The organism is Geodermatophilus amargosae, assembly GCF_041028265.1.
GTDB classification, from domain to species: Bacteria; Actinomycetota; Actinomycetes; order Mycobacteriales; family Geodermatophilaceae; genus Geodermatophilus; species Geodermatophilus amargosae_A.
This window is the reverse complement of record NZ_JABGCW010000023.1, coordinates 38,548-58,128: the sequence shown is the minus strand read 5'-3', so window position 1 is coordinate 58,128 and position 19,581 is coordinate 38,548. Positions and strand designations below refer to the sequence as shown.

The following is a 19,581-nucleotide window of genomic DNA, read 5'->3' as shown; positions in this document are numbered from 1 at the left end:
CGTCGCCCCCGACGACCGTCCCGGCGGCAGGGACGGCCATCTCCGCCGGTCGGCCTAGTCGGGGTGGCGGAGGAGGTAGCGGCCGAAGTGGGGGACGGTGAAGGCGATCTGGCCGCGCTCGGCGGAGTAGACCAGCCCCTTCTTGATCAGCGAGTCGCGCGCGGGGGACAGCGACGCCGGCTTGCGGCCCAGCGTCGCGGCCACCTCCGACGTCGCCACCGGGGTGCCGGCCGGGCCGCCGAGGTCGGCCATCGCGTGCATGTACTCCCGCTCGGCCGGGGTGGCCCGGTCGTAGCGGGAGCCGAAGAACCCGACGGCGAGCTCGGCCTCGGCCACCGGGGCGGCCACCGCGACGTCGCCGGCGGTGATGGGCGAGGCGGCCGCCACGTCCCAGGTGACCTTGCCGTAGGCCTGCACGAAGTAGGGGTAGCCGTCGGCGGCGGCGTAGAGGGCGTCGAGGGCGGCCGGCTCGAAGGTGACCTCCTCGCGCTCGGCGGGTGCCAGCAGCGCACGGTCGGCGGCGGGCCGGTCCAGCCGGTCGATGCGCAGGTAGCGGAACAGCCGCTCGGAGTAGCTCTTCGACGCCGACAGCACCGCCGGCAGGTGGGGGAGTCCCGCGCCGACGACGATCAGCGGCGCGCCCTGCTGGGACAGCTCGTGGCAGGCCGCGCAGATGGCCGAGACGTCGGGGGCCTGCACGTCCTGCATCTCGTCGATGAACAGCGCCACGCCCTTCCCGACGTCGGCGGCCAGCCCCGCGGCGTCGCTGAGCAGCTCGACCAGGTCGATCTCCATGTCGCCGGAGTCCGCGCGGCCGGTGGTCGCGGGGACGTCGATGCCCGGCTGCCAGCGGTCGCGCAGCTTCGCGTCGGCCGTCGTGAGCCGCTGCGCGAAGGCCCGCACCGTGCCGAGGACGGCGTCCATCGACTCCTGGTCGGGATGCCGCAGCTCGCGCAGCGCCATGTGCAGCGCCGAGGAGACCGGCCGGCGCAGCGACCGGTCCGGCCGCGCCTCGATCTTCCCGGTGCCCCAGCCGCGGCTGATCGCCGCCGACCGCAGCTGGTTGAGCAGCACGGTCTTGCCGACGCCGCGCAACCCGGTGAGCACCAGCGAGCGCTCGGGGCGGCCGCGGGCGATCCGCTCCAGGACGACGTCGAAGGCCGACAGCTCGTCGTCGCGGCCGGCCAGCTCGGGCGGGCGCTGGCCGGCTCCGGGGGCGTAGGGGTTCCGCACGGGGTCCACGTCGAGCACCGTATGGCCCCGTCTAGCGGACGACCTAGAGATCGGTAGAACCGGCTAGCGCGTGTCGTGCAGGCTGTCGAGGTGGGCGGCGAGCACCTGTCGCACGCGCCCGGCCGGCAGGGCGGCCGGGCGGGTGGCGGCGTGCACGGCCAGTCCGTCGAGGACGGCGTACAGGCGCTCGGCCTCCAGTGACGGGTCCGACCCGGGCCGCAGGTCGCCCGCATCGGCCAGCACGGTGAGCACCCACCGGCAGAGCGCGAACAGGTCCTCGGCGGAGCGGTCGCGCAGGGCGGCGAGGGCGGGGGCGGTGAGGGCGCGCGCGGTGAGGGCGAGCCACACCTCGGCCTCGGCCCGCCGCTCGTCGTCGAGCGGGAGGGTCTCCTCCAGCACGCGGAGCGCGAGGGCGCCGTCGGGGACCGCGCCGGCCACCACGGCCTCGACCCGCGCCCGCGCGTGCTCGACCACCAGGGTCATCGCGAAGTGCAGCAGCTCGTCCTGGGTGGCGAACCAGTGCCGGAGCGCGCCCATCGACGTCCTCGCCTCGCGGGCGACGGCGCGCACGGACGCGCCCTGCACGCCGTCGCGCCGGATCACCCGCCAGACGGCGGCGGCGATCTCCCGGCGGCGCTCCGCGGCATCCACGGTCCTCGGCACGGCGCCGTTGTAGCACGGCTGTGCTAGTTTGGCTCTTGACAGCACAGCCGTGCTGCCAAGAGCCGGGAGGCGACGTGGAGCCCGGAGCCCTGCTGGCCCTGACCGGGCTGGCCCTCGTCGACAGCACGAGCGTCGGTACGCTGGTCCTGCCGCTGTGGCTGATGCTCGCGCCGGGCCGCGTCCGGGTGGGCCGGGTACTGCTGTTCCTCTCGACCGTGGCCGCCGCCTACCTCCTGCTCGGCGTCGCGCTCGCGCTGGGAGCAGGGCAGGTGCTCGACCCGCTGCGCACGGCCCTGGAGAGCACCGGCGGCCGGATCGCCCAGCTCGTCGCCGGCATCGTGCTGCTCGTCCTCGGGCTGACCGTCGAGCCGTGGACGCGGGCCGGCAAGGAGGAGCGACGGGCCGCCCGCGCCGCCCGCGGGCCCGGGCGGCTCGCGCGCTGGCGGGACCGCGCGCGCGGCGAGGGCCCGCCCGGCGCGGTCGTGGTCCTCGCGGCGGCCGCCGTGGGCGTCGAGGCGGCGTCGATGGTCCCCTACCTCGCCGCGATCGCCCTCCTCGTGACCTCCGGCGTCGGCGTCGCGCCCACCGTCGCGGTCCTGGCCGGCTACTGCCTGGTCATGGTCCTGCCGGCGCTGGTCCTGCTCGCCGTCCGGGCGGCGCTGCACGACCGCCTCACGCCCGCGCTCACCCGCATCGAGGCGTGGATGTCGCGCAACGCCGGCGAGGCGACGGCCTGGGTCCTGTTCCTGCTCGGCCTCTTCCTCGTCTCCGACGCCCTGCCGCTGCGCTGACCGGCGCGCACGGGCTGGACGCCGGCGGGAGACCGGGGCCATGGTCCCCGGGCATGGACGACGTGGTCCTCCGGGAACTGCTGGCCCTCGAGCGGCGCGGCTGGGACGCGCTGTGCGACGGGACCGCGGCCGCCTTCTACGGCGAGGTCATGACCGACGACGGCGTCATGGTGCTCGCCGACGGCGCCGTGATGGAGCGCGGGGCCGTCGTCGCGGCACTCGGGGCCTCCCCGCCCTGGCACCACTACGACCTCGCCGACGTCCGTCCCGTGCCCGCCGGCGACGACGCCGCGGCGCTGCTCTACACCGGGCGCGGCTGGCGCGACGCGGACGGCGAGCCGTTCACCGCGGTCATGACGAGCCTCTACGTCCGCGACGGCGGCCGGTGGCGGCTCGCGCTCTACACGCAGACGCCGGTGCTGTGACGTGGGCGCCCCGGGTGATCACCACCCGTCCACGGCGGCGTGGGCGACTCCCGGGGCGACCGTGGACGCGCGGTGATCACCGGGGTGCCTGTCGTGGGTCGTCTGCGGGTCTCTAGCTCCGACCCGAGAGACCGCTAGACGAAGGCAGACCGTCGCTCACAGGCTGCGCCGCTAGCGTGTGCCCGTGATCAAGTTCCTGGTCAAGGTCGTCCTCATGGCGGTCGTCTTCTACCTCGTCGCCCGCTACGTGCCGGGCATCGAGGTGCAGACCAACCCCAACGCGGTCCTCGGCATCTCGGTGACCTTCGCCTGGCTGGCCCTGCTGTTCGCGGTGGTCAACGCCGTCGTCGGGCCGATCCTGCGGTTCCTGTCCTTCCCGGCGATCCTGCTGAGCCTCGGGCTGTTCCTGCTGGTCATCAACGCGGCGCTGTTCGGCCTGACGGCGGCGCTGTCGAGCCGGCTGGACGTCGACGGCTTCGGCGCCGCGGTCCTCGGCGGCCTGATCGTGGCGGCCGCGAGCTGGGTGTTCGACCTGCTCCTCGACCGCCGCTGACGGCGGAGGCCGCGTCGTCATGACGCGGCCGCCCGGCCGCACTAGCGTCGGGCGGCATGAGCACCACCGGCGCGGACACCGTCGTCCCCGGCCGACCGGAGGACGTCCCGCCCGCGCTGGTCGCCCTCGAGGAGGCCAACGACCGCAAGCGGGCGCTGCTGGCCGAGGCGGCCGACGCCGCGGCGGGCTCGCTGGACGGGAGCGCCGACGGCCCCGGTCTGCCCGCCGGCTGCGACCCCGCGGACCTCCCGGCCCTGCTGCAGCGCTACTACTGGAGCGAGCCGGCCGCCGAGGTCCTCGGGCACGGGCCGCACGACCTCGCCGCGCTCGCGCTGCGCCACCTGCGCCTGGCCGGGGTCCGTCCGCAGGGCTCGGCCACGGTCGTCGTGGAGCGGCTGGCCGACGGGCGGGGACTGCTGCTCGTCGTCACCGACGACATGCCGTTCCTCGTGGACTCGGTGACCGCCGAGGTCGTCCGGCAGGGCGCCGGCCTGCAGCACGTCGTCCACCCGGTCGTCGTCGTCCGCCGGGACGTCTCCGGCGCGCTGCGCGCCTTCTGCGACAGCCCCGGCACGGCCGCCGCCGGCTGCGGCCCCGACGCGCTGGCCGAGTCCTGGATGGCCGTCGTCCTGGACGGCCCGCTCGACGACGAGGCCGCCGGCGACCTGGTGACCGGGCTGCGCACCGTCCTCGCCGACGTCCGCGCGGTCGACGAGGACGCCCCGCGCACCGCCGCCCGCGCCCTGGAGGTGGCGGCCCGGCTGGAGGAGCGGGGGACCGCCCCCGGAGCGGACCCCGTCACCGACCCGGCCGACGACCCCGCCGAGGCCGCCGCGCTGCTGCGCTGGCTGGCCGACGGCAACTTCGTCTTCCTCGGTGCCCGCGACACCGAGGTCGCCGACACCGTGCGCGCGGTCCCCGGCACGGGACTGGGCGTGCTGCGCAGTGACGCCGCGGCGCTGCCCGAGGCGGCCGGCCCGCTCGGCCCCTCGCTGGTGACCGTCACCAAGGCCGACATCCGCTCGACGGTGCACCGCCGCGCCTGGCTGGACCTGGTCGCGGTCACCGTGCCCGCCGACGGCGATCGCCCGGCCCGCCAGCACCGGTTCGTCGGGCTGTTCCCCAACGCGGCGGCGACCGCCGGCGTCCGCGACGTGCCGCTGGTCCGCCGCCGGGTCGCCGAGGTGGTCGAGGGCTCCGGCGTGCCCGCCGACAGCCACACCGGCAAGACCCTCGTCGACGTCCTGGACACCCTCCCGCGCGACGAGCTGTTCCAGGCGCCGGCCGGCGAGCTGCTGCCCGTGGCGCTGGCCGTGCTCTACCTGCAGGAGCGCCGCCAGACCCGGCTCTTCCTGCGCCGCGACCCCTTCGACCGGTTCTGGTCGGCGCTGGTCTACCTGCCCCGCGACCGCTACACGACCGAGGTCCGGCTGGCGATGCAGCAGCTGCTGCTGTCCCGGCTGGGCGGGCGCGACATCGAGTTCACCGCCCGGTCCACCGAGTCCGTGCTGGCCCGGCTGCACTTCGTCGTCCGGGTGCCGGTGGGCCGGGGCGGGACGCCCGCGCTCCCCGAGGTCGACGCCGAGGCGTTGCAGCAGGAGCTCGCCGCCGTCGCCCGCAGCTGGTTCGACGACCTCGCCGAGGCCCTGGGCGCCCGCCACGGCGACGGCGCCGAGCAGGTGCTCGCCCGCGTCGCCGACGCCTTCCCCGCGGCCTACCAGGAGGACTTCCCGGCGACGACGGCCGTCGAGGACCTCGCCCGCCTCGACGCGCTGGGGCCCGGCGAGCTGGGCCTGCGGCTGCGCCGCCCGAGGGGTGCCGGGGCCGCCGAGCCGCGGCTGACCGTCTACCGGGTGGGGGAGCGGCTGCTGCTGTCCGACGTGCTGCCGGTGCTGCAGCACATGGGCGTCGACGTCGTCGACGAGCGGCCCTACGAGATCGACCGGATCGGCGCCCCGCCGGCCTGGATCTACGACTTCGGGCTCACCGCGCCCGGCGGGGAGCTGCCCTTCCCCGGGTCGCTGCCGGAGCGCTTCACCGAGGCGGTCGCCGCCGTGTGGCGCGGCGAGGCCGAGGACGACGGCCTGGGCGCGCTGGTGCTGCTGGCCGGGCTCAACTGGCGGCAGGTGACGGTGGTGCGCGCCTACGTGCAGTGGCTGCGCCAGGCCGGCCTGCCCTTCGGCCAGCGGTACGTGGAGACGACGCTGGCCGCGCACCCCGACGTCGTCGCCCGGCTGGTGGCGCTGTTCGAGACCCGTTTCTCCCCCGACCGCGAGTCCGGCCGCGCGCGGCGGCAGGAGGACCTCGCCGCCTCGCTGCGGGAGGCGATCGGCCGGGTCGACACCCTCGACGCCGACCGGGTCCTCACCAGCCTGCTGGCCGCCGTCACCGCCACCCAGCGCACCACCTACTACGCGGGCGGGCCGCTGGCGATCAAGCTCGACCCGCACGCCGTCCCCGACCTGCCCGAGCCGCGCCCGGCCCGCGAGGTGTTCGTCAGCTCCCCGCGGGTGATGGGCGTGCACCTGCGCTTCGGCGCGGTCGCGCGCGGCGGTCTGCGCTGGTCCGACCGGCGCGAGGACCTGCGCACCGAGGTCCTCGGCCTGGTCAAGGCGCAGATGGTGAAGAACACCGTCATCGTGCCCACCGGCGCCAAGGGCGGCTTCGTCGTCCGCACCCCCCCGCCGGAGGGCGCCTCCCGCGAGGAGGTCCAGGCCGAGGGCCAGGCGTGCTACCGGCTGTTCATCGGCGCCCTGCTGTCGCTGACGGACGACGTGATCGGTGGCGAGGTGGTGCCGCCGCCGCGGGTGGTCCGCCACGACGGGGACGACGCCTACCTCGTCGTGGCCGCGGACAAGGGGACGGCGACCTTCTCCGACCTGGCCAACTCCGTGGCGCTGGAGCGGGGCTTCTGGCTCGGCGACGCCTTCGCCTCCGGCGGCTCGGTCGGCTACGACCACAAGGCCATGGGCATCACCGCCCGCGGCGCCTGGGAGTCGGTGACCCGCCACTTCCGCGAGCTCGACGTCGACGTGCAGAGCCAGGAGTTCACCGTCGTCGGCGTCGGGGACATGTCCGGCGACGTGTTCGGCAACGGGATGCTGCTCAGCGAGCACATCCGCCTGGTGGCCGCCTTCGACCACCGGCACGTGTTCGTCGACCCCACCCCCGACGCCGCCGCGTCGTTCGCCGAGCGCCGGCGGCTGTTCGACCTGCCCCGCTCGTCGTGGGCCGACTACGACCCCGCGCTGATCAGCGCCGGCGGCGGCGTGTGGCCGCGGACGGCCAAGGCGGTGCCGGTCAGCGAGCCGATGCGGGCGGCGCTGGGCCTCGACGCCGACGTCGACACCCTCTCGCCGGTCGAGCTGATCCGCGCGGTCCTGCTCGCCCCGGTGGACCTGCTGTTCAACGGCGGCATCGGCACCTACGTCAAGGCCGCGACCGAGAGCCACGTCGACGTCGGGGACAAGGCCAACGACGCCGTCCGCGTCGACGGCGGCCGGCTGCGCGTGCGGGTGGTGGGGGAGGGCGGCAACCTCGGCCTCACCCAGCGCGGGCGGGTGGAGTTCGCGCTGGCCGGCGGCCGGGTGAACACCGACGCCATCGACAACTCCGCGGGCGTGGACACCTCCGACCACGAGGTGAACATCAAGATCGCGCTCAACGGGGTCGTGGACGCCGGCGAGCTGGACGCCGGCGGGCGGGCCGCGCTGCTCGCCGACATGACCGACGAGGTCGCCGTCGCCGTCCTCACCGACAACCACGCGCAGAACGCCACGCTCGCCACGGAGGCCACCTCCGCGCGCAGCCTGCTCGACGCGCACGAGCGGTTCCTCCGGGCGCTGGAGCGCTCCGGGCGGCTGTCCCGCGCCGTCGAGGCGCTGCCCGACGACCGCGCGCTGGCCCAGCGGCGCCGCGACGGCCAGGCGCTGACCAGCCCGGAGCTGTCGGTGCTGCTGGCCTACGCCAAGCTGGAGGTGAGCGACGCCGTCCTGTCCTCGGACCTGCCCGACGACCCCGCCCTGGCCCGGCTGCTGCGTGACTACTTCCCCGCCGCGCTGCGCGAGCGGTTCCCCGGGGCGATCGGGACGCACCCGCTGCGCCGGGAGATCGTGGCCACCGCGCTGACCAACCGGGGGGTCAACACCGCCGGGGTGACCGGCCTGTTCCGCCTCACGGAGGAGACCGGCCTGGACCTCGCCGCCGTCGTCCGGGCGCACGCGGTGGCCCGCGCGGTGTTCGACGTCGACCGGCTGTGGGACGCCGTCCGGCCGCTGGACAACCGGGTGCCCGCGCCGGTGCAGGTGGAGCTGCGCACCGAGGCGACCCGGCTGGCCGAGCGGGCGGCGCGCTGGCTGCTGCGGCTGCCCGAGCTCGGCAGCCGGCCCCCGGCCGGGATCGCCGCCGTGACCGACCGGTTCGCCGCGCCCGTCGCGGCGGTGCGGGCCGGCCTGCCGGGCTGGCTGCTCGGCCACGAGGCCGCCGCCTACGCCGAGCGGGCGCAGCAGCTGCAGGCCTCCGGCGTGCCCGCGGAGCTGGCGGGGGAGCTCGCGGCCGCGCCGCTGTTGCCGGCGGCGCTGGACCTCGCGGTGGTCGCCGAGCGGACCGGTGCGCCGATCGAGCTGGTCGGGCGGGTGGCGCAGGAGCTGGCCGAGCGGCTGTCGCTGGTGCCGCTGCGCGACCTGGTCACCGCGCTGCCCCGGGACCGCCGCTGGCCGTCGATGGCGCGCGCCGCGCTGCGCGACGACCTCGCCGCCGAGCAGGCCGAGCTCGCCGTGGAGGTGCTGGCCGTGCAGGGGAGCGGCCCGGCCACCCCTCCGGACGCCGCGTCGCTCGTGGGCGCCTGGGTGGAGGGCTGGGAGCCCGCGCAGCGCCGGGCCGCCGCCCAGCTCGCCGACATCGCCGCCGGCGACCGGCACGAGCTGCCCGAGCTGCTGGTCGCCGTCCGGACCCTGCGGGGCCTGCGCCGCCGCTGAGCCCCCCGCGAGATCCGCACACCCGGGGCCCTCCGGTCCCCGGAGGCCACGGGTGTGCAGATCTCGCGCGCCTCGGTCGAGCCCGGGAGCGGGCTGGCCGGTGGCTGTGAGGATCCGGTCCGTCACGGACCGCCCGGACCGGCCGCAACACGGCCGCCGGACCTCCGCCATCGCCGACCGGTGACGCACCTCACACCCCACGGTGGGGGGCATCTCCCGGCCGGCGTACGCCGAACCGGGGACCGGGCGAGGAGAGGACGGCCATGACCACGACGAGGACAGGACGGGTGCGGACGCTCACCGTGGTCGCGGTGGCGGGCGGCTCGCTGGCGCTGCTCCCGCTCACGGGGGCGTTCGCCGGTGGCGGCGGCCCCGGTGGCGGGGACGGGCATGCCCCCGGCGACGGGCACCCGCGCAGCGTCATCTTCGTCAACGGCGACGGCATGGGCGCCGCCCACCGCGAGGCCGCCCGGCTCGAGCAGGAGGGTTTCGACGGGCAGCTGGCCATGGACCGGCTGCCGATCGCCGGGCTGCAGACCACCGACGCGCGCGACCCGGAGGACACGGTCACCGACTCCGCGTCCTCGGCGTCGGCGTGGGCGACGGGCCAGAAGACCTACAACGGCGCGATCAGCGTCGACGTCGACGGGAACCCGCTGCCGACCATCGGGCAGCAGGCCGAGGAGGCGGGCCTGGCCGGCGGCATCGTGACCACCGCGCAGGTCACCGACGCCTCGCCCGCCGCGTTCTTCGCCAACAGCGCCGACCGCGCCGCGCAGGACGACATCGCCCGCCAGTACCTCGAGGTCAGCCGGCCCGAGGTGATCCTGGGTGGCGGCGAGGACTGGTGGCTGCCCGCCGGGGACGAGGGCACCTACCCGCCCCGGGCCGGTGACGAGGAGGACCCGGAGGTGTCCCGCAGCACGCAGGGCGACCTCGTCGCGCAGGCCCAGGGGCTCGGCTACGAGTACGTCAGCACCGCCGAGGAGTTCGCCGCCGCCGACTCCGACCTGCTGCTCGGGCTGTTCGCCAACGAGGAGATGTTCCAGCAGCGTCCCGAGGGACAGGGCGACGAGTTCGACCCGGTCGTCTCGCTCGCCGACATGACCACGCGGGCGCTGGACGTCCTCTCCCAGGACGAGGACGGGTTCTTCCTCCTCGTCGAGGAGGAGGCCGTGGACGAGATGAGCCACAACAACAACGGCGCCCGGATGCTGGAGTCCATGCGCTCCCTCGACGACGCCGTCGAGGTGGCCCGCGCGTACGTGGCCGAGCACCCCGACACGCTGCTGATCGTCACCGGCGACCACGAGTGCGGCGGGCTGACCATCGAGGACGTCGACGCCGAGGACGAGAGCGGCCCCGGCGGCACGCTCGACCCGTCGATCGCCGGCGGGACCGAGTCCGGTGAGGACGGCCCGTTCGTCGTCGCCGGCACCGGCGGCGCGTACGACTTCGCGCTCGACTGGACGACGACCTCGCACACCGGCGTCCCGACCGTCGTCACCGCGGAGGGGCCGGGCAGCGAGGACCTGACCGGCTACTACCCCAACACCCACCTGCACGACGTGGTGTCCGCGGTGCTGTTCGACTGACGCACTCCCCGGGGCCCGGGGCCGGCGACCGCCGGTCCCGGGCCCCGGCGCGTGCGGGCGGGTTCCCCGGGCCGACCCGTGGTCTCCGCGTCGCCGTCATCCGGCGGACACCTGCACACCCGACCCTGGCGTGCGGACACACCGTCCCGCCGCCGGGAGGACCGATGGACCACGGCACGCCCACCCCCGTCCGCACCCCCGCGCGCAGCGGGATGACCCCCGTGCTCGCCCGGACCGCCGTCCGCGCCGCCACCGCGACCTGGGGCGGGGACCGCCGCCAGCAGCGTCTGCGGGTGTGCACCGCCGCCGACCTGCTCCTGGCGCAGGGCCTGCGCGTGCGGGTCGTGAACCCGCCGGTCGCCTGGCCGCGCGGCCCGCGCCTGGTGGTCGCCAACGCCTCCGGGTGGGCCGACGTGCTGGCCCTGGCCACCGTCGTCCCCGGCACGCCGGTGGTCGACGCCGCGCTGGCCGCCCGTCCGCTGCTGCGCACGCTGGCCCGCCGCGGCGGGCTGCTGGTCGACGACGGCAGCGGCACCGTCCGGGCGCAGGTCACCGCGCTGCTCCGCGCGGGCGCCACCGTGACCGCCTCCCCCGGGGAGGGCGCGACCGCGGACGACCCCGGCCGGTTCCGCGCCCGCGCCCTCGCCCCTGCCGTCGACGCGCAGGCCGCCGTCTGCCCGGTCGCCGTGCGCCCGGCCGGCAGCGGGGTCCTGGAGGTCCACCTGCTGTCCGCGCTGCAGCCGGGGCACGACGCGCGGGCGCTGGCCGCCCTCGCCGAGTACGCGGTGGCCCACGTGCTGGAGTCCGGCGCGCCGGTCCTGGACGGCTCCGGGACTGTCCGCCCGTGGAGGGGGTACGGACGACCCCGTCCGTGACCGGCCCGGAGGGGGACCCGTGCAGCCCGAGACGCTCGCCCACAGCGAGGACGCCGAGACGTTCGACGGGGAACCGTCCCGCACCACCACCGAGGCGCCGAAGGAGGCCGAGGTCCTCGACCTGAGCCGCTGGCGCCTGAACGCCCTCCCCGACGAGCACAGCGACGAGGACTGGGACGACGACCGCCAGCTCTTCGGCCCGGACGGCGAGCTGGTCGAGACCTGGCGCGAGGGCTATCCGTACACCGAGCGCATGGAGCGCCGGGAGTACGAGATCGAGAAGCGCCGGCTGCAGATCGAGCTGCTCAAGCTGCAGGGCTGGGTCAAGGAGACCGGCCAGCGGCTGGTCATCGTCTTCGAGGGGCGGGACGCCGCGGGCAAGGGCGGCACGATCAAGCGCTTCACCGAGCACCTCAACCCGCGCGGCGCCAGCGTGGTCGCGCTGGACAAGCCCTCGGAGCGCGAGCAGACCCAGTGGTACTTCCAGCGCTACGTGCAGCACCTGCCCGCCGCCGGGGAGATCGTGCTGTTCGACCGCTCCTGGTACAACCGCGCCGGCGTCGAGCGGGTCATGGGCTACTGCTCCGAGGAGCAGTACCAGCAGTTCCTGCTGCAGGCCCCCGAGCTCGAGCGGATGTTCGTGGCCAGCGGCATCCGGCTGTTCAAGCTGTGGTTCTCGGTCTCCCGCGGCGAGCAGCGGACCCGCTTCGTCGTCCGCCAGATCGACCCCGTGCGGCAGTGGAAGCTCTCGCCCACCGACCTGGCCAGCCTCGACAAGTGGGACGCCTACACCGAGGCCAAGGAGGCGATGTTCCTGCACACCGACACGCAGCACGCGCCGTGGACGGTCATCAAGAGCAACGACAAGAAGCGCGCCCGTCTCGAGGCGATGCGGCACGTGCTGTGCCGGCTGGACTACGACGGCAAGGACTGCGACGTCGTCGGCGACCCCGACCCGCTGATCGTCGGCTCGGCCGCCGACGTGCTGGAGGAGTCCTCCGACGCCCCCGTCGCCCCGCCTCGGCCCCGCGTGGTCCGGACCGGATGACCTCTCGTCTGCGGCTCTCTGCTCCCGGAGCCAGAGAGCCGCAGACGACGTCAGAGCGAGGGGAGGCGCGCCGGTCCGGTGACCTGCTCGATCGCGGCGGCCACCTCCAGCAGGCGCAGGTCGGCGCGCGGCGCAGCGATGACCTGCAGGCCCACCGGCAGGCCGTCGGCGGTGGAGCCGCCGGGCAGTGACAGCGCGGGGCACCCGGTGGCCGAGACCAGCGTGCAGGAGCGCATCCAGCCCAGGTAGTCCTCCTGCGGCACGCCTGCCACCTCCGTCGGGTACTCCTGCTCGACCGGGAAGGGCAGCACCTGGGTGGTCGGCGCCAGCAGCACGTCGTAGCGGTCGAAGAACCCGACCACCTGCTCGTGCAGCCGGGTGTGGGCGAGCTCGGCGCGGGCGACGTCGGCTCCGCTGAGCGCCGCGCCGCGGGCGGCGTTGCGCCGGATGGCCTCCTTGACCTTCTCGGGCGAGCGGCGGACGACGTCGCCGAACGTGGCCTCGAACAGCCACGCCCGCAGCGTGCCGAACACCTCGTCGGCCTCGCGCAGGTCCGGGCAGGCCTCCTCGACCACGGCGCCGTGCGCCTCCAGCTGCGGCAGCAGTTCGGCCAGCACCCGCGGGATCACCGGCTCGACCGGCACCAGGCCGCCGAGGTCCGGTGCCCAGGCCACCCGCAGCCCGCGCAGCTCCGCCGGGCGCGGGGCGGCGAAGGAGGCGCCGTCCTCGGACAGCGCGATGGGCACCCGCGGGTCGGGGCCGGCCATCGCCGACAGCGTCAGCGCGACGTCGCCGACCGTGCGGCCCATCGGGCCCTGCACCGACAGCGTCGCCCAGCCCAGGCCCGCCGGCCAGGTCGGCACCCGGCCCGGCGAGGGCCGCAGCCCGACGACGCCGCAGAAGGCCGCGGGGTTGCGCAGCGAGCCACCCATGTCGCTGCCCTCGGCCACCGGCACCAGTCCCGCGGCCAGCGCGGCCGCCGCGCCGCCGCTCGAGCCGCCCGCCGACAGCCCGTGCCGCCACGGGTTGTGGGTGGCGCCGAAGAGCGGGTTGAACGTGTGCGAGCCGGCCGCGAACTCCGGCACGTTGGTCTTGCCCACCCGCACCGCCCCCGCGCGGCGCAGCCGCTCGACGACGAGCTCGTCGCGGGCGGGGACGGTGTCGGCGTGCAGCGGCGAGCCCCACGTCGTCCGCATGCCGCCGGTGGCGTGGGTGTCCTTGTGCGCCACCGGCAGGCCGTGCAGCGGGCCGACCTCCTCCCCGGCGGCCAGGGCGGCGTCGGCGGCGTCGGCCGCGGCCCGCGCGCCCTCGGCGTCGAGGGTGACGATCGCGTTGACCTGCGGGTCGATGCGCTCGATGCGGGCCAGGTGCGCCTCGATCAGTTCCCGCGCGGAGACCTCCTTCGCGCGCACGAGCGCGGCCAGCTCGGTGGCCGGGCGCAGGCAGAGGTCGTCGTCGGGGGCTCTCGAGGTCACCGGGGGAGGGTGCCACGGACGGCCGCGCGGGGCGGCACGATCGGTGCGTGGAGCCGGTCATCGAGGTGACGACGAGCGAGGACCCCGCCCTGCTGGGGCTGGTGGCGGCACAGGAGCGGGAGGTGATGGCCCGCTACGGCGTGGACGACGCGGGCCCGGGTCTGTCCGCGGGCGCCGTGTGCCTGCTCGCGCGCCTGGACGGTCACCCCGTCGGGTGCGTGGCCCTCGGGTCGCTGGAGGACGGCATCGGCGAGGTGAAGCGGATGTACGTCGACCCCGGGGCGCGGGGGCACCGGATCGGACGGCTCCTGCTCGAGCGCGTCGAGGAGCTGGCCGCCGCGCGCGGTCACCGGCTGCTGCGTCTGGAGACCGGCACGGAGCAGCCGGAGGCGCTGCAGCTCTACCGGAGCGCCGGCTGGCGGGAGATCCCGTGCTACGGGTACTTCAGGGACCACCCGGGCACCGTCTGCTTCGAGAAGCCCACCGCCCTCCGCGGGCGCGTCCCGGGTGCCTGACGACCACCCCGGTCCGACCCCGGGGTCCGCGCCGTCCCACGCCTCGGGGGACCATCAGGACATGACCAGCGACGTGGGCACGGCGGCCGCTCGGGACGAGCGGACGGCGCCCGGTGGGGACGAGGAGACGGCGACCTTCGCCGACCTCGGGCTGCGTCCCGAACTGCTCGCCGCGCTCACCCGGCTCGGCTACGAGGAGCCCACCCCGATCCAGCGCGAGGCCGTGCCACCGATGGTCGCCGGGCGCGACCTGCTCGGCCAGGCCGCCACCGGCACGGGCAAGACGGCGGCCTACGCGCTGCCGGTGCTGCAGCGGCTGCCCGACGAGCGCCCCGGCGGCGACCCGCTCGCGCTGGTCCTCGTGCCCACCCGCGAGCTGGCCATCCAGGTGTCGGAGGCGCTGCACCGCTACGGCCGCGACCTCGGTGCCCGCGTCGTGCCGGTCTACGGCGGCCAGCCGATCCCGCGCCAGCTGCGGGCGCTGGAGGCCGGGGTCGACGTCGTCGTCGCCACCCCCGGGCGGGCGCTGGACCTGCTGCAGCGCGGCAGCCTGCGCCTGGGCGGCGTCGCCACCGTGGTCCTCGACGAGGCCGACGAGATGCTCGACATGGGCTTCGCCGAGGACCTCGAGGCGCTGCTCGCCGAGGTGCCCGAGGAGCGGCAGACGGTGCTGTTCAGCGCCACGATGCCGCGCCGCCTCGACAGCATGGCCCGCCGGCACCTGCGCGACCCGCTGCGCATCCAGGTGGCCCGCGAGGTGCCCACCGAGGGCCAGGCGCCGCGGGTCCGGCAGACGGCGTTCGTCGTCGCCCGCGCGGCCAAGCCCGCGGCGCTCGGCCGCGTGCTCGACGTCGAGAGCCCGACCGCGGCCATCGTCTTCTGCCGCACCCGCGACGAGGTCGACGACCTCACCGAGACGCTCAACGGCCGCGGCTACCGCGCCGAGGCGCTGCACGGCGGCATGAGCCAGGAGCAGCGCGACCGGGTCATGGGCCGGCTGCGCGGCGGCACCGCGGAGCTGCTGGTGGCCACCGACGTCGCCGCCCGCGGGCTCGACGTCGAGCAGCTCACCCACGTCGTCAACTACGACGTCCCGGCCGCGGCGGAGACCTACGTGCACCGCATCGGCCGGGTCGGCCGGGCCGGGCGCGAGGGCGTGGCGATCACGCTGGTGGAGCCGCGGGCGCACCGGATGCTCAAGACCATCGAGCGCGTGACCGGGGCGCCCATCCACGTCGAGCGGGTGCCCACGGTCGCCGACCTGCGCGCCCGCCGGCTGGAGCTGACCCGCGCCGCACTGCGGGAGAGCCTGCTCGGCGACGACCTCGAGCGCTTCCGCGCCGTCGTCGAGACGCTCACCGACGAGTTCGACGTCATGGAGGTGGCGCTGGCGGCGGTCAAGCTCGCGCACGAGGCCACGAACGGCCCCGACGACGACGAGGAGATCCCCGAGGTCGCGCTGCGGCCCGAGCGCCCGCAGCGCGAGGGGAGCGGCGACCGGGGCCGGCCGTCGCGGCCGAGGCCGGGCGGCGGCGACACCGCGCGGCTGTTCATCGGCGCCGGCCGCAGCGCCGGCGTGCGCCCCGGTGACCTGGTCGGGGCGATCGCGGGGGAGACCGAGCTGCGCGGCCGCGACGTGGGCTCGATCGAGATCGCCGAGCGGTTCAGCCTGGTCGAGGTGCCCGCGGGCTCGGCCGAGGAGGTCATCACCGCGCTGCGGGCCAGCACGATCAAGGGACGGAAGGTCACCGTCCGCCGGGAACGCCCCCGGCCCTGATCGAAGGACCCCCTGCCCCCCGTCACTCGCTCCGCTCGCGCCGGGCCCCTGCGGGGGGCCGACGGTCAGATCGGGATCGGGCCCACACGCTCGTCGGGGACGACGTCGGGGACCCGGTTGGGGCCGGCCTCGGGCGGGCGCGGCCGGTCCTGCGGGTGCAGCCGCACCGCCACCAGCGCGACGTCGTCCTCGGGGCGGCCGTCGACCAGCCGGTGGAGCACCTCGTCGAGCAGCTCCTGCAGCGGCAGGCCGGCCAGCTCGCGCAGCGCCTCCCGCAGCCGGGCCATGCCGGCGTCGAGGTCGGCGTCGCGGCGCTCGATGAGCCCGTCGGTGAACAGCAGCACGGTGGCGCCCCGGTCGAGGGTGACCACCGACTCCTCGCGGGCGGCGGCGGGGTCGACGCCGAGCAGCAGGTCGCCGCGCCAGGTGGCGAGCTCGGTCACGCTGCCGTCGGGGGTGACGACCAGCGGCGGCAGGTGTCCGGCGTTGGCCCAGCGCATCCGGGTGACGCCGCGCCGGTGCTCGTCGTCGGTCTGCTCGAAGCGGGCGACGGTGGCCGTGGCCAGCACGTGGGTCTGCAGCACGGCCATCGAGGCGTCCAGGCCGCGCAGCACCTCGCCGGGGCCGGCGTCGCTGTAGGTGGCGATGCCGCGCAGCAGCGCCCGCAGCTGACCCATGGCGGCGGCGGCCTCGGTGTCGTGGCCGACGACGTCGCCGATCACCAGCATCGTCGACCCGCCCGGCTGCAGGAACGCGTCGTACCAGTCGCCGCCGACCCGCGCGGCCTCGGCCGCGGGGAGGTAGCGGACGGCGATCTCGGCGTGGTCGGGCTCGGGCGGCTCGGTGAGCAGGCTGCGCTGCAGCCCCTCGGCGAGCGCACGCTGCTGGCCGTAGAGCCGTGCGTTGTCCAGCGCCAGGCCGGCGCGGTCGGCGACGTCCTGCGCGGTGGCCAGGTCCTCCTCGCGCGGCACCCAGCCCCGGCGGTGGTACAGCGTCATCACGCCCAGGGTCCGGTCGCGGCCCCGCAGCGGGATGCAGATCGCCGACTCGGGGTCCAGCGCGGTCAGCACGTCGCGGGCCTCGCCCTCGGTCAGCACGCCGCGTACGGCCTCGGTGCGCTCCATGACCGCCTCGCCGGTGAGCAGCGCGCGCATGAGGGGCGCGGTGGCCGGCATGGCGTCGAGCCGGACCGCGGCGTAGCGCTCGACCAGCGCCCGGGACGAGGGGACGGCATGCCAGTGCCCGACGTCGCGCGGCCGGCCGTCGGGGTCGACGACGGTGACGATGCACCAGTCGGCCAGTGCCGGGACCACCAGCCGCGGCAGGTGTGCCGTGGCCGTCTTCGGGTCCAGGGCGCCGGCGAGCTCGGCGCTGACCTGGGCCAGGAGCGCCAGCCGCTGCGCGCCGCGCTCGGCGCGGTCCTGCACGCGGCGGCGCTCGGTGACCTCGAGGAAGTAGACCGTCAACCCCTCCGGGCTGGGCCAGGCGCGCACCTCGTACCAGCCGTTGAGCGGTGAGGGGTAGTGCGCGTCGAACTGCACCGGCGTGCCCGTGCGGACGGCGCTGCGGTAGTTCTCCTCGAAGACGCTGTTCACCGTGGCGGGGAACGCCGTCCACAGGTCCTGGCCGAGCAGGTCGTCGCGGCTGCGGCCCAGCAGGCGCTCGGCCTCGGCGTTGACGTGCGTGAACCGCCACTCGCGGTCCAGGGAGTAGAAGCCGGCCGGCATCGCCTCGAGCACCCGCGTCACCCGCAGGCCGGCGGCCCGTTCGGCGGTCGTGTCGTAGGCGGCGCCCAGCACGCGCGTGGCCGCGCCGTGCTCGTCGGCCAGGGTGCGCCCGCGGGCCTGCACCCAGCGGGTGTCCCCGTCCGGCCAGACGACGCGGTACTCGGCCTCGTAGTCACCGCAGGAGGCGATGCTCGCCTGCAGGGCGTCGGTCACGCGCGGCAGGTCGTCGGGGTGCAGACGCGCGTTGAAGTCGTCGATGGTGCCGCCGAACTCCCCGCCGGAGTACCCGAACATCTCGATCAGGCGGGCGTCCCAGGTCAGCTCGCCGGTGTGCAGGTCCCAGTCGAAGGTGCCGATCCCGGCGGCGTCGACGGCCAGGCTCCAGCGCACGCGGTCGCTCTCGTACTCGGCGCGCAGCGCGGCCAGCTCCAGCTCGCTGACGGCGGCCGCGGCGAGCTGGCGCAGGGTGGCGAGGTCGGTGTCGGACCAGGGGCGGGGCGTGGGGGCGGCGACGCAGAGGACGCCCACGGTGTGGCCGCCGGTGTCCACGAGCGGCACGCCGAGGTAGGCGCCCACGATCCCGGCCCGGACCTGCGGCAGGTCGGCGGCCCGGGGCTCGGCGTGGACGTCGGGGACGACGACCGGCGCTCCCTCGGCGGCGGGCACCGCACAGGCGGTCGCGTCGAGGGGGGTCTCGCGGCCCACGGTGCCCGGGGGCAGGCCGGTGCCCGCGACGACCACCTCGACGTCGTCGAGCAGGGAGATCTGGGCGATCGGTGCGCCGACCAGCCGGGCGGCGAGCTCGGCGAGGCGGTCGAGGACGACGCTGGCGTCGCGCAGCCGCAGCCGGCGGGCCGCCGAGGCGCGGGGACGGTCCGCCCGCAGCAGGACCGCGGCGGCACGGGGACCGGCGACCTGCGGCTCCCGGGGGAGCCCAGGCGTGTCGTCGTCCACCGATCCCCTTCGCCCGGCCGACGGCCGATCCAGCGTGCAGCGACGCCCCGGCCGGGGCTGGGTCCGGGCGCCGCGTACAGCGTAAGCGACACCCGAGACCGTCGACAGGCTCACGGCGAGGTTCTCGTCGATGACCTACCGTGACGGCGCGCACTCTCCGGGCGGCGGCAGGACCAGCGTGAGGGCGCTCGCGCCGTCGTGTTCCACGTGCAACCCCGCCCGGCGCAGGAGCGCCCGCACCCGGACGGCGTCGTCCGGTTCGGCCGTGGTGGTCGCGAGCAACCGCGCCACCCGCCCCTTGTGTGCCTTGTTCGCGTGGCTCACCACGGCCCGGCTGCCGTCGGGGCGCTCGCTGAGCACGTCGACGGTCACCGCGCCCGGGACCGGCGCCAGCGCCTGGTACGCCCCGCTGCGCAGGTCGACGACGAGCTCACCGGAGGCCACGAGGACCGGGCCCAGCGCCGGCCGCCAGAGCGTCCGCAGCGTCGGCAGCCCGGGCAGGACCGAGCCCGCCGACAGCCGGTAGGCCGGGATGGCGTCGGAGGCGCTCACCAGCCCGAACAGTGCCGAGCCGACGGCGAGCCGCCGGTCGGCGCGGGCCCGCTGCGCGCGGGTCAGGGTGCGGACGCCGAGGGCGTCGTAGAGGACGCCGGTGTAGCGCTCGAGCCCGGGCTTCGTCGGGCTGGTGCAGAGCGCGGCGTTGCGGGCCAGTTCGACGTCCTGGGCGGGGGACAGGCCCAGCGCCGTGCGGGCGGCGGGCGGGTCGGCGGCCAGCCCGATCAGCGCCTCGACCAGCTGCGCGCGGACCGGCGTCAGCTCCGGGGTGGAGAGGGTCGCGAGGTCGAGCGGGGCGCCGTCACCGTCCGGGGACTTGGTCTCCGAGGGCGGGAGCAGCACGAGCACGACCGGCGACGGTACGTGGCAACGTGCCGGGTCCCGCCGACCGACCAGGGGAGTCGCCGGTTCCGGGAGGT

General features: G+C 76.2%; 14 protein-coding genes. 9 read left to right on the top strand and 5 right to left on the bottom strand.

Annotation, left to right across the window (positions count from 1 at the left end):
* Positions 1-54: 54 nt before the first annotated feature.
* Together HLV61_RS22485 and HLV61_RS22480 are read right to left on the bottom strand one after the other, a co-directional pair.
* A complete protein-coding gene (locus tag HLV61_RS22485) occupies positions 55-1,242 on the bottom strand; it encodes an AAA family ATPase (RefSeq protein ID WP_369259557.1) in 1,188 nt (395 codons plus the stop codon).
* A gap of 54 nt (positions 1,243-1,296) precedes the next feature.
* Positions 1,297-1,896 (bottom strand): TetR/AcrR family transcriptional regulator, encoded by a 600-nt coding sequence (locus HLV61_RS22480; protein WP_369259555.1) that lies wholly within the window; start codon positions 1,894-1,896, stop codon positions 1,297-1,299.
* A gap of 74 nt (positions 1,897-1,970) precedes the next feature.
* Here HLV61_RS22480 and HLV61_RS22475 point away from each other — a divergent pair, with 74 nt between their 5' ends.
* The 7 genes from HLV61_RS22475 (at position 1,971) to ppk2 (ending at position 12,159) form a co-directional block, all read left to right on the top strand.
* Entirely contained in the window at positions 1,971-2,687 is a 717-nt protein-coding gene (locus HLV61_RS22475) for a GAP family protein (protein ID WP_369259553.1), read from the top strand.
* Between the two features lie 53 nt (positions 2,688-2,740).
* Entirely contained in the window at positions 2,741-3,112 is a 372-nt protein-coding gene (locus HLV61_RS22470; RefSeq protein WP_369259551.1) for a nuclear transport factor 2 family protein, read from the top strand.
* Positions 3,113-3,296: 184 nt separating this feature from the next.
* Entirely contained in the window at positions 3,297-3,665 is a 369-nt protein-coding gene (locus tag HLV61_RS22465) for a phage holin family protein (RefSeq protein WP_369259549.1), read from the top strand.
* Between the two features lie 56 nt (positions 3,666-3,721).
* The gene (locus HLV61_RS22460) at positions 3,722-8,641 is read left to right on the top strand and encodes an NAD-glutamate dehydrogenase (RefSeq protein ID WP_369259547.1); all 4,920 of its coding nucleotides are present in this window, start codon (positions 3,722-3,724) and stop codon (positions 8,639-8,641) included.
* A gap of 263 nt (positions 8,642-8,904) precedes the next feature.
* Complete coding sequence (locus tag HLV61_RS22455) at positions 8,905-10,236, top strand: alkaline phosphatase (RefSeq protein WP_369259545.1); 1,332 nt, start codon at positions 8,905-8,907, stop codon at positions 10,234-10,236.
* A 164-nt stretch (positions 10,237-10,400) separates the two neighbouring features.
* Positions 10,401-11,111 carry a hypothetical protein gene (locus HLV61_RS22450; RefSeq protein WP_369259543.1) on the top strand — a complete coding sequence of 237 codons (711 nt, stop codon included), beginning with the start codon at positions 10,401-10,403 and terminating at the stop codon, positions 11,109-11,111.
* Between the two features lie 19 nt (positions 11,112-11,130).
* Positions 11,131-12,159: a polyphosphate kinase 2 gene (gene ppk2 / locus HLV61_RS22445; RefSeq protein WP_369259541.1), complete on the top strand. Its 1,029-nt coding sequence runs from the start codon at positions 11,131-11,133 to the stop codon at positions 12,157-12,159.
* Positions 12,160-12,209: 50 nt separating this feature from the next.
* Here ppk2 and HLV61_RS22440 read toward each other — a convergent pair whose 3' ends face one another.
* Positions 12,210-13,634 carry an amidase gene (locus HLV61_RS22440; protein ID WP_369259539.1) on the bottom strand — a complete coding sequence of 475 codons (1,425 nt, stop codon included), beginning with the start codon at positions 13,632-13,634 and terminating at the stop codon, positions 12,210-12,212.
* Between the two features lie 47 nt (positions 13,635-13,681).
* On the opposite strand from HLV61_RS22440, the gene HLV61_RS22435 reads away from it, so the two are divergent.
* Together HLV61_RS22435 and HLV61_RS22430 are read left to right on the top strand one after the other, a co-directional pair.
* Positions 13,682-14,149, top strand: a complete 468-nt coding sequence (locus tag HLV61_RS22435) for a GNAT family N-acetyltransferase (protein WP_369259537.1) — start codon at positions 13,682-13,684, stop codon at positions 14,147-14,149.
* Between the two features lie 61 nt (positions 14,150-14,210).
* Positions 14,211-15,926, top strand: coding sequence for a DEAD/DEAH box helicase (locus HLV61_RS22430; RefSeq protein ID WP_369259535.1), 1,716 nt, complete (start codon positions 14,211-14,213; stop codon positions 15,924-15,926).
* A 65-nt stretch (positions 15,927-15,991) separates the two neighbouring features.
* Here HLV61_RS22430 and HLV61_RS22425 read toward each other — a convergent pair whose 3' ends face one another.
* Positions 15,992-18,607: a SpoIIE family protein phosphatase gene (locus tag HLV61_RS22425; protein ID WP_369259533.1), complete on the bottom strand. Its 2,616-nt coding sequence runs from the start codon at positions 18,605-18,607 to the stop codon at positions 15,992-15,994.
* A gap of 135 nt (positions 18,608-18,742) precedes the next feature.
* Positions 18,743-19,510: a peroxide stress protein YaaA gene (gene yaaA / locus HLV61_RS22420; protein ID WP_369259531.1), complete on the bottom strand. Its 768-nt coding sequence runs from the start codon at positions 19,508-19,510 to the stop codon at positions 18,743-18,745.
* Between the last annotated feature and the right edge of the window lie 71 nt (positions 19,511-19,581).

What these genes read in the sequence shown, in the direction of transcription:
- HLV61_RS22450 (WP_369259543.1), top strand. Translation starts at nt 10,401, where the DNA reads ATGGACCACGGCACGCCCACCCCCGTCCGCACCCCCGCGCGCAGCGGG.
- HLV61_RS22460 (WP_369259547.1), top strand. Translation starts at nt 3,722, where the DNA reads ATGAGCACCACCGGCGCGGACACCGTCGTCCCCGGCCGACCGGAGGAC.
- HLV61_RS22455 (WP_369259545.1), top strand. Translation starts at nt 8,905, where the DNA reads ATGACCACGACGAGGACAGGACGGGTGCGGACGCTCACCGTGGTCGCG.
- HLV61_RS22430 (WP_369259535.1), top strand. Translation starts at nt 14,211, where the DNA reads ATGACCAGCGACGTGGGCACGGCGGCCGCTCGGGACGAGCGGACGGCG.
- HLV61_RS22470 (WP_369259551.1), top strand. Translation starts at nt 2,741, where the DNA reads ATGGACGACGTGGTCCTCCGGGAACTGCTGGCCCTCGAGCGGCGCGGC.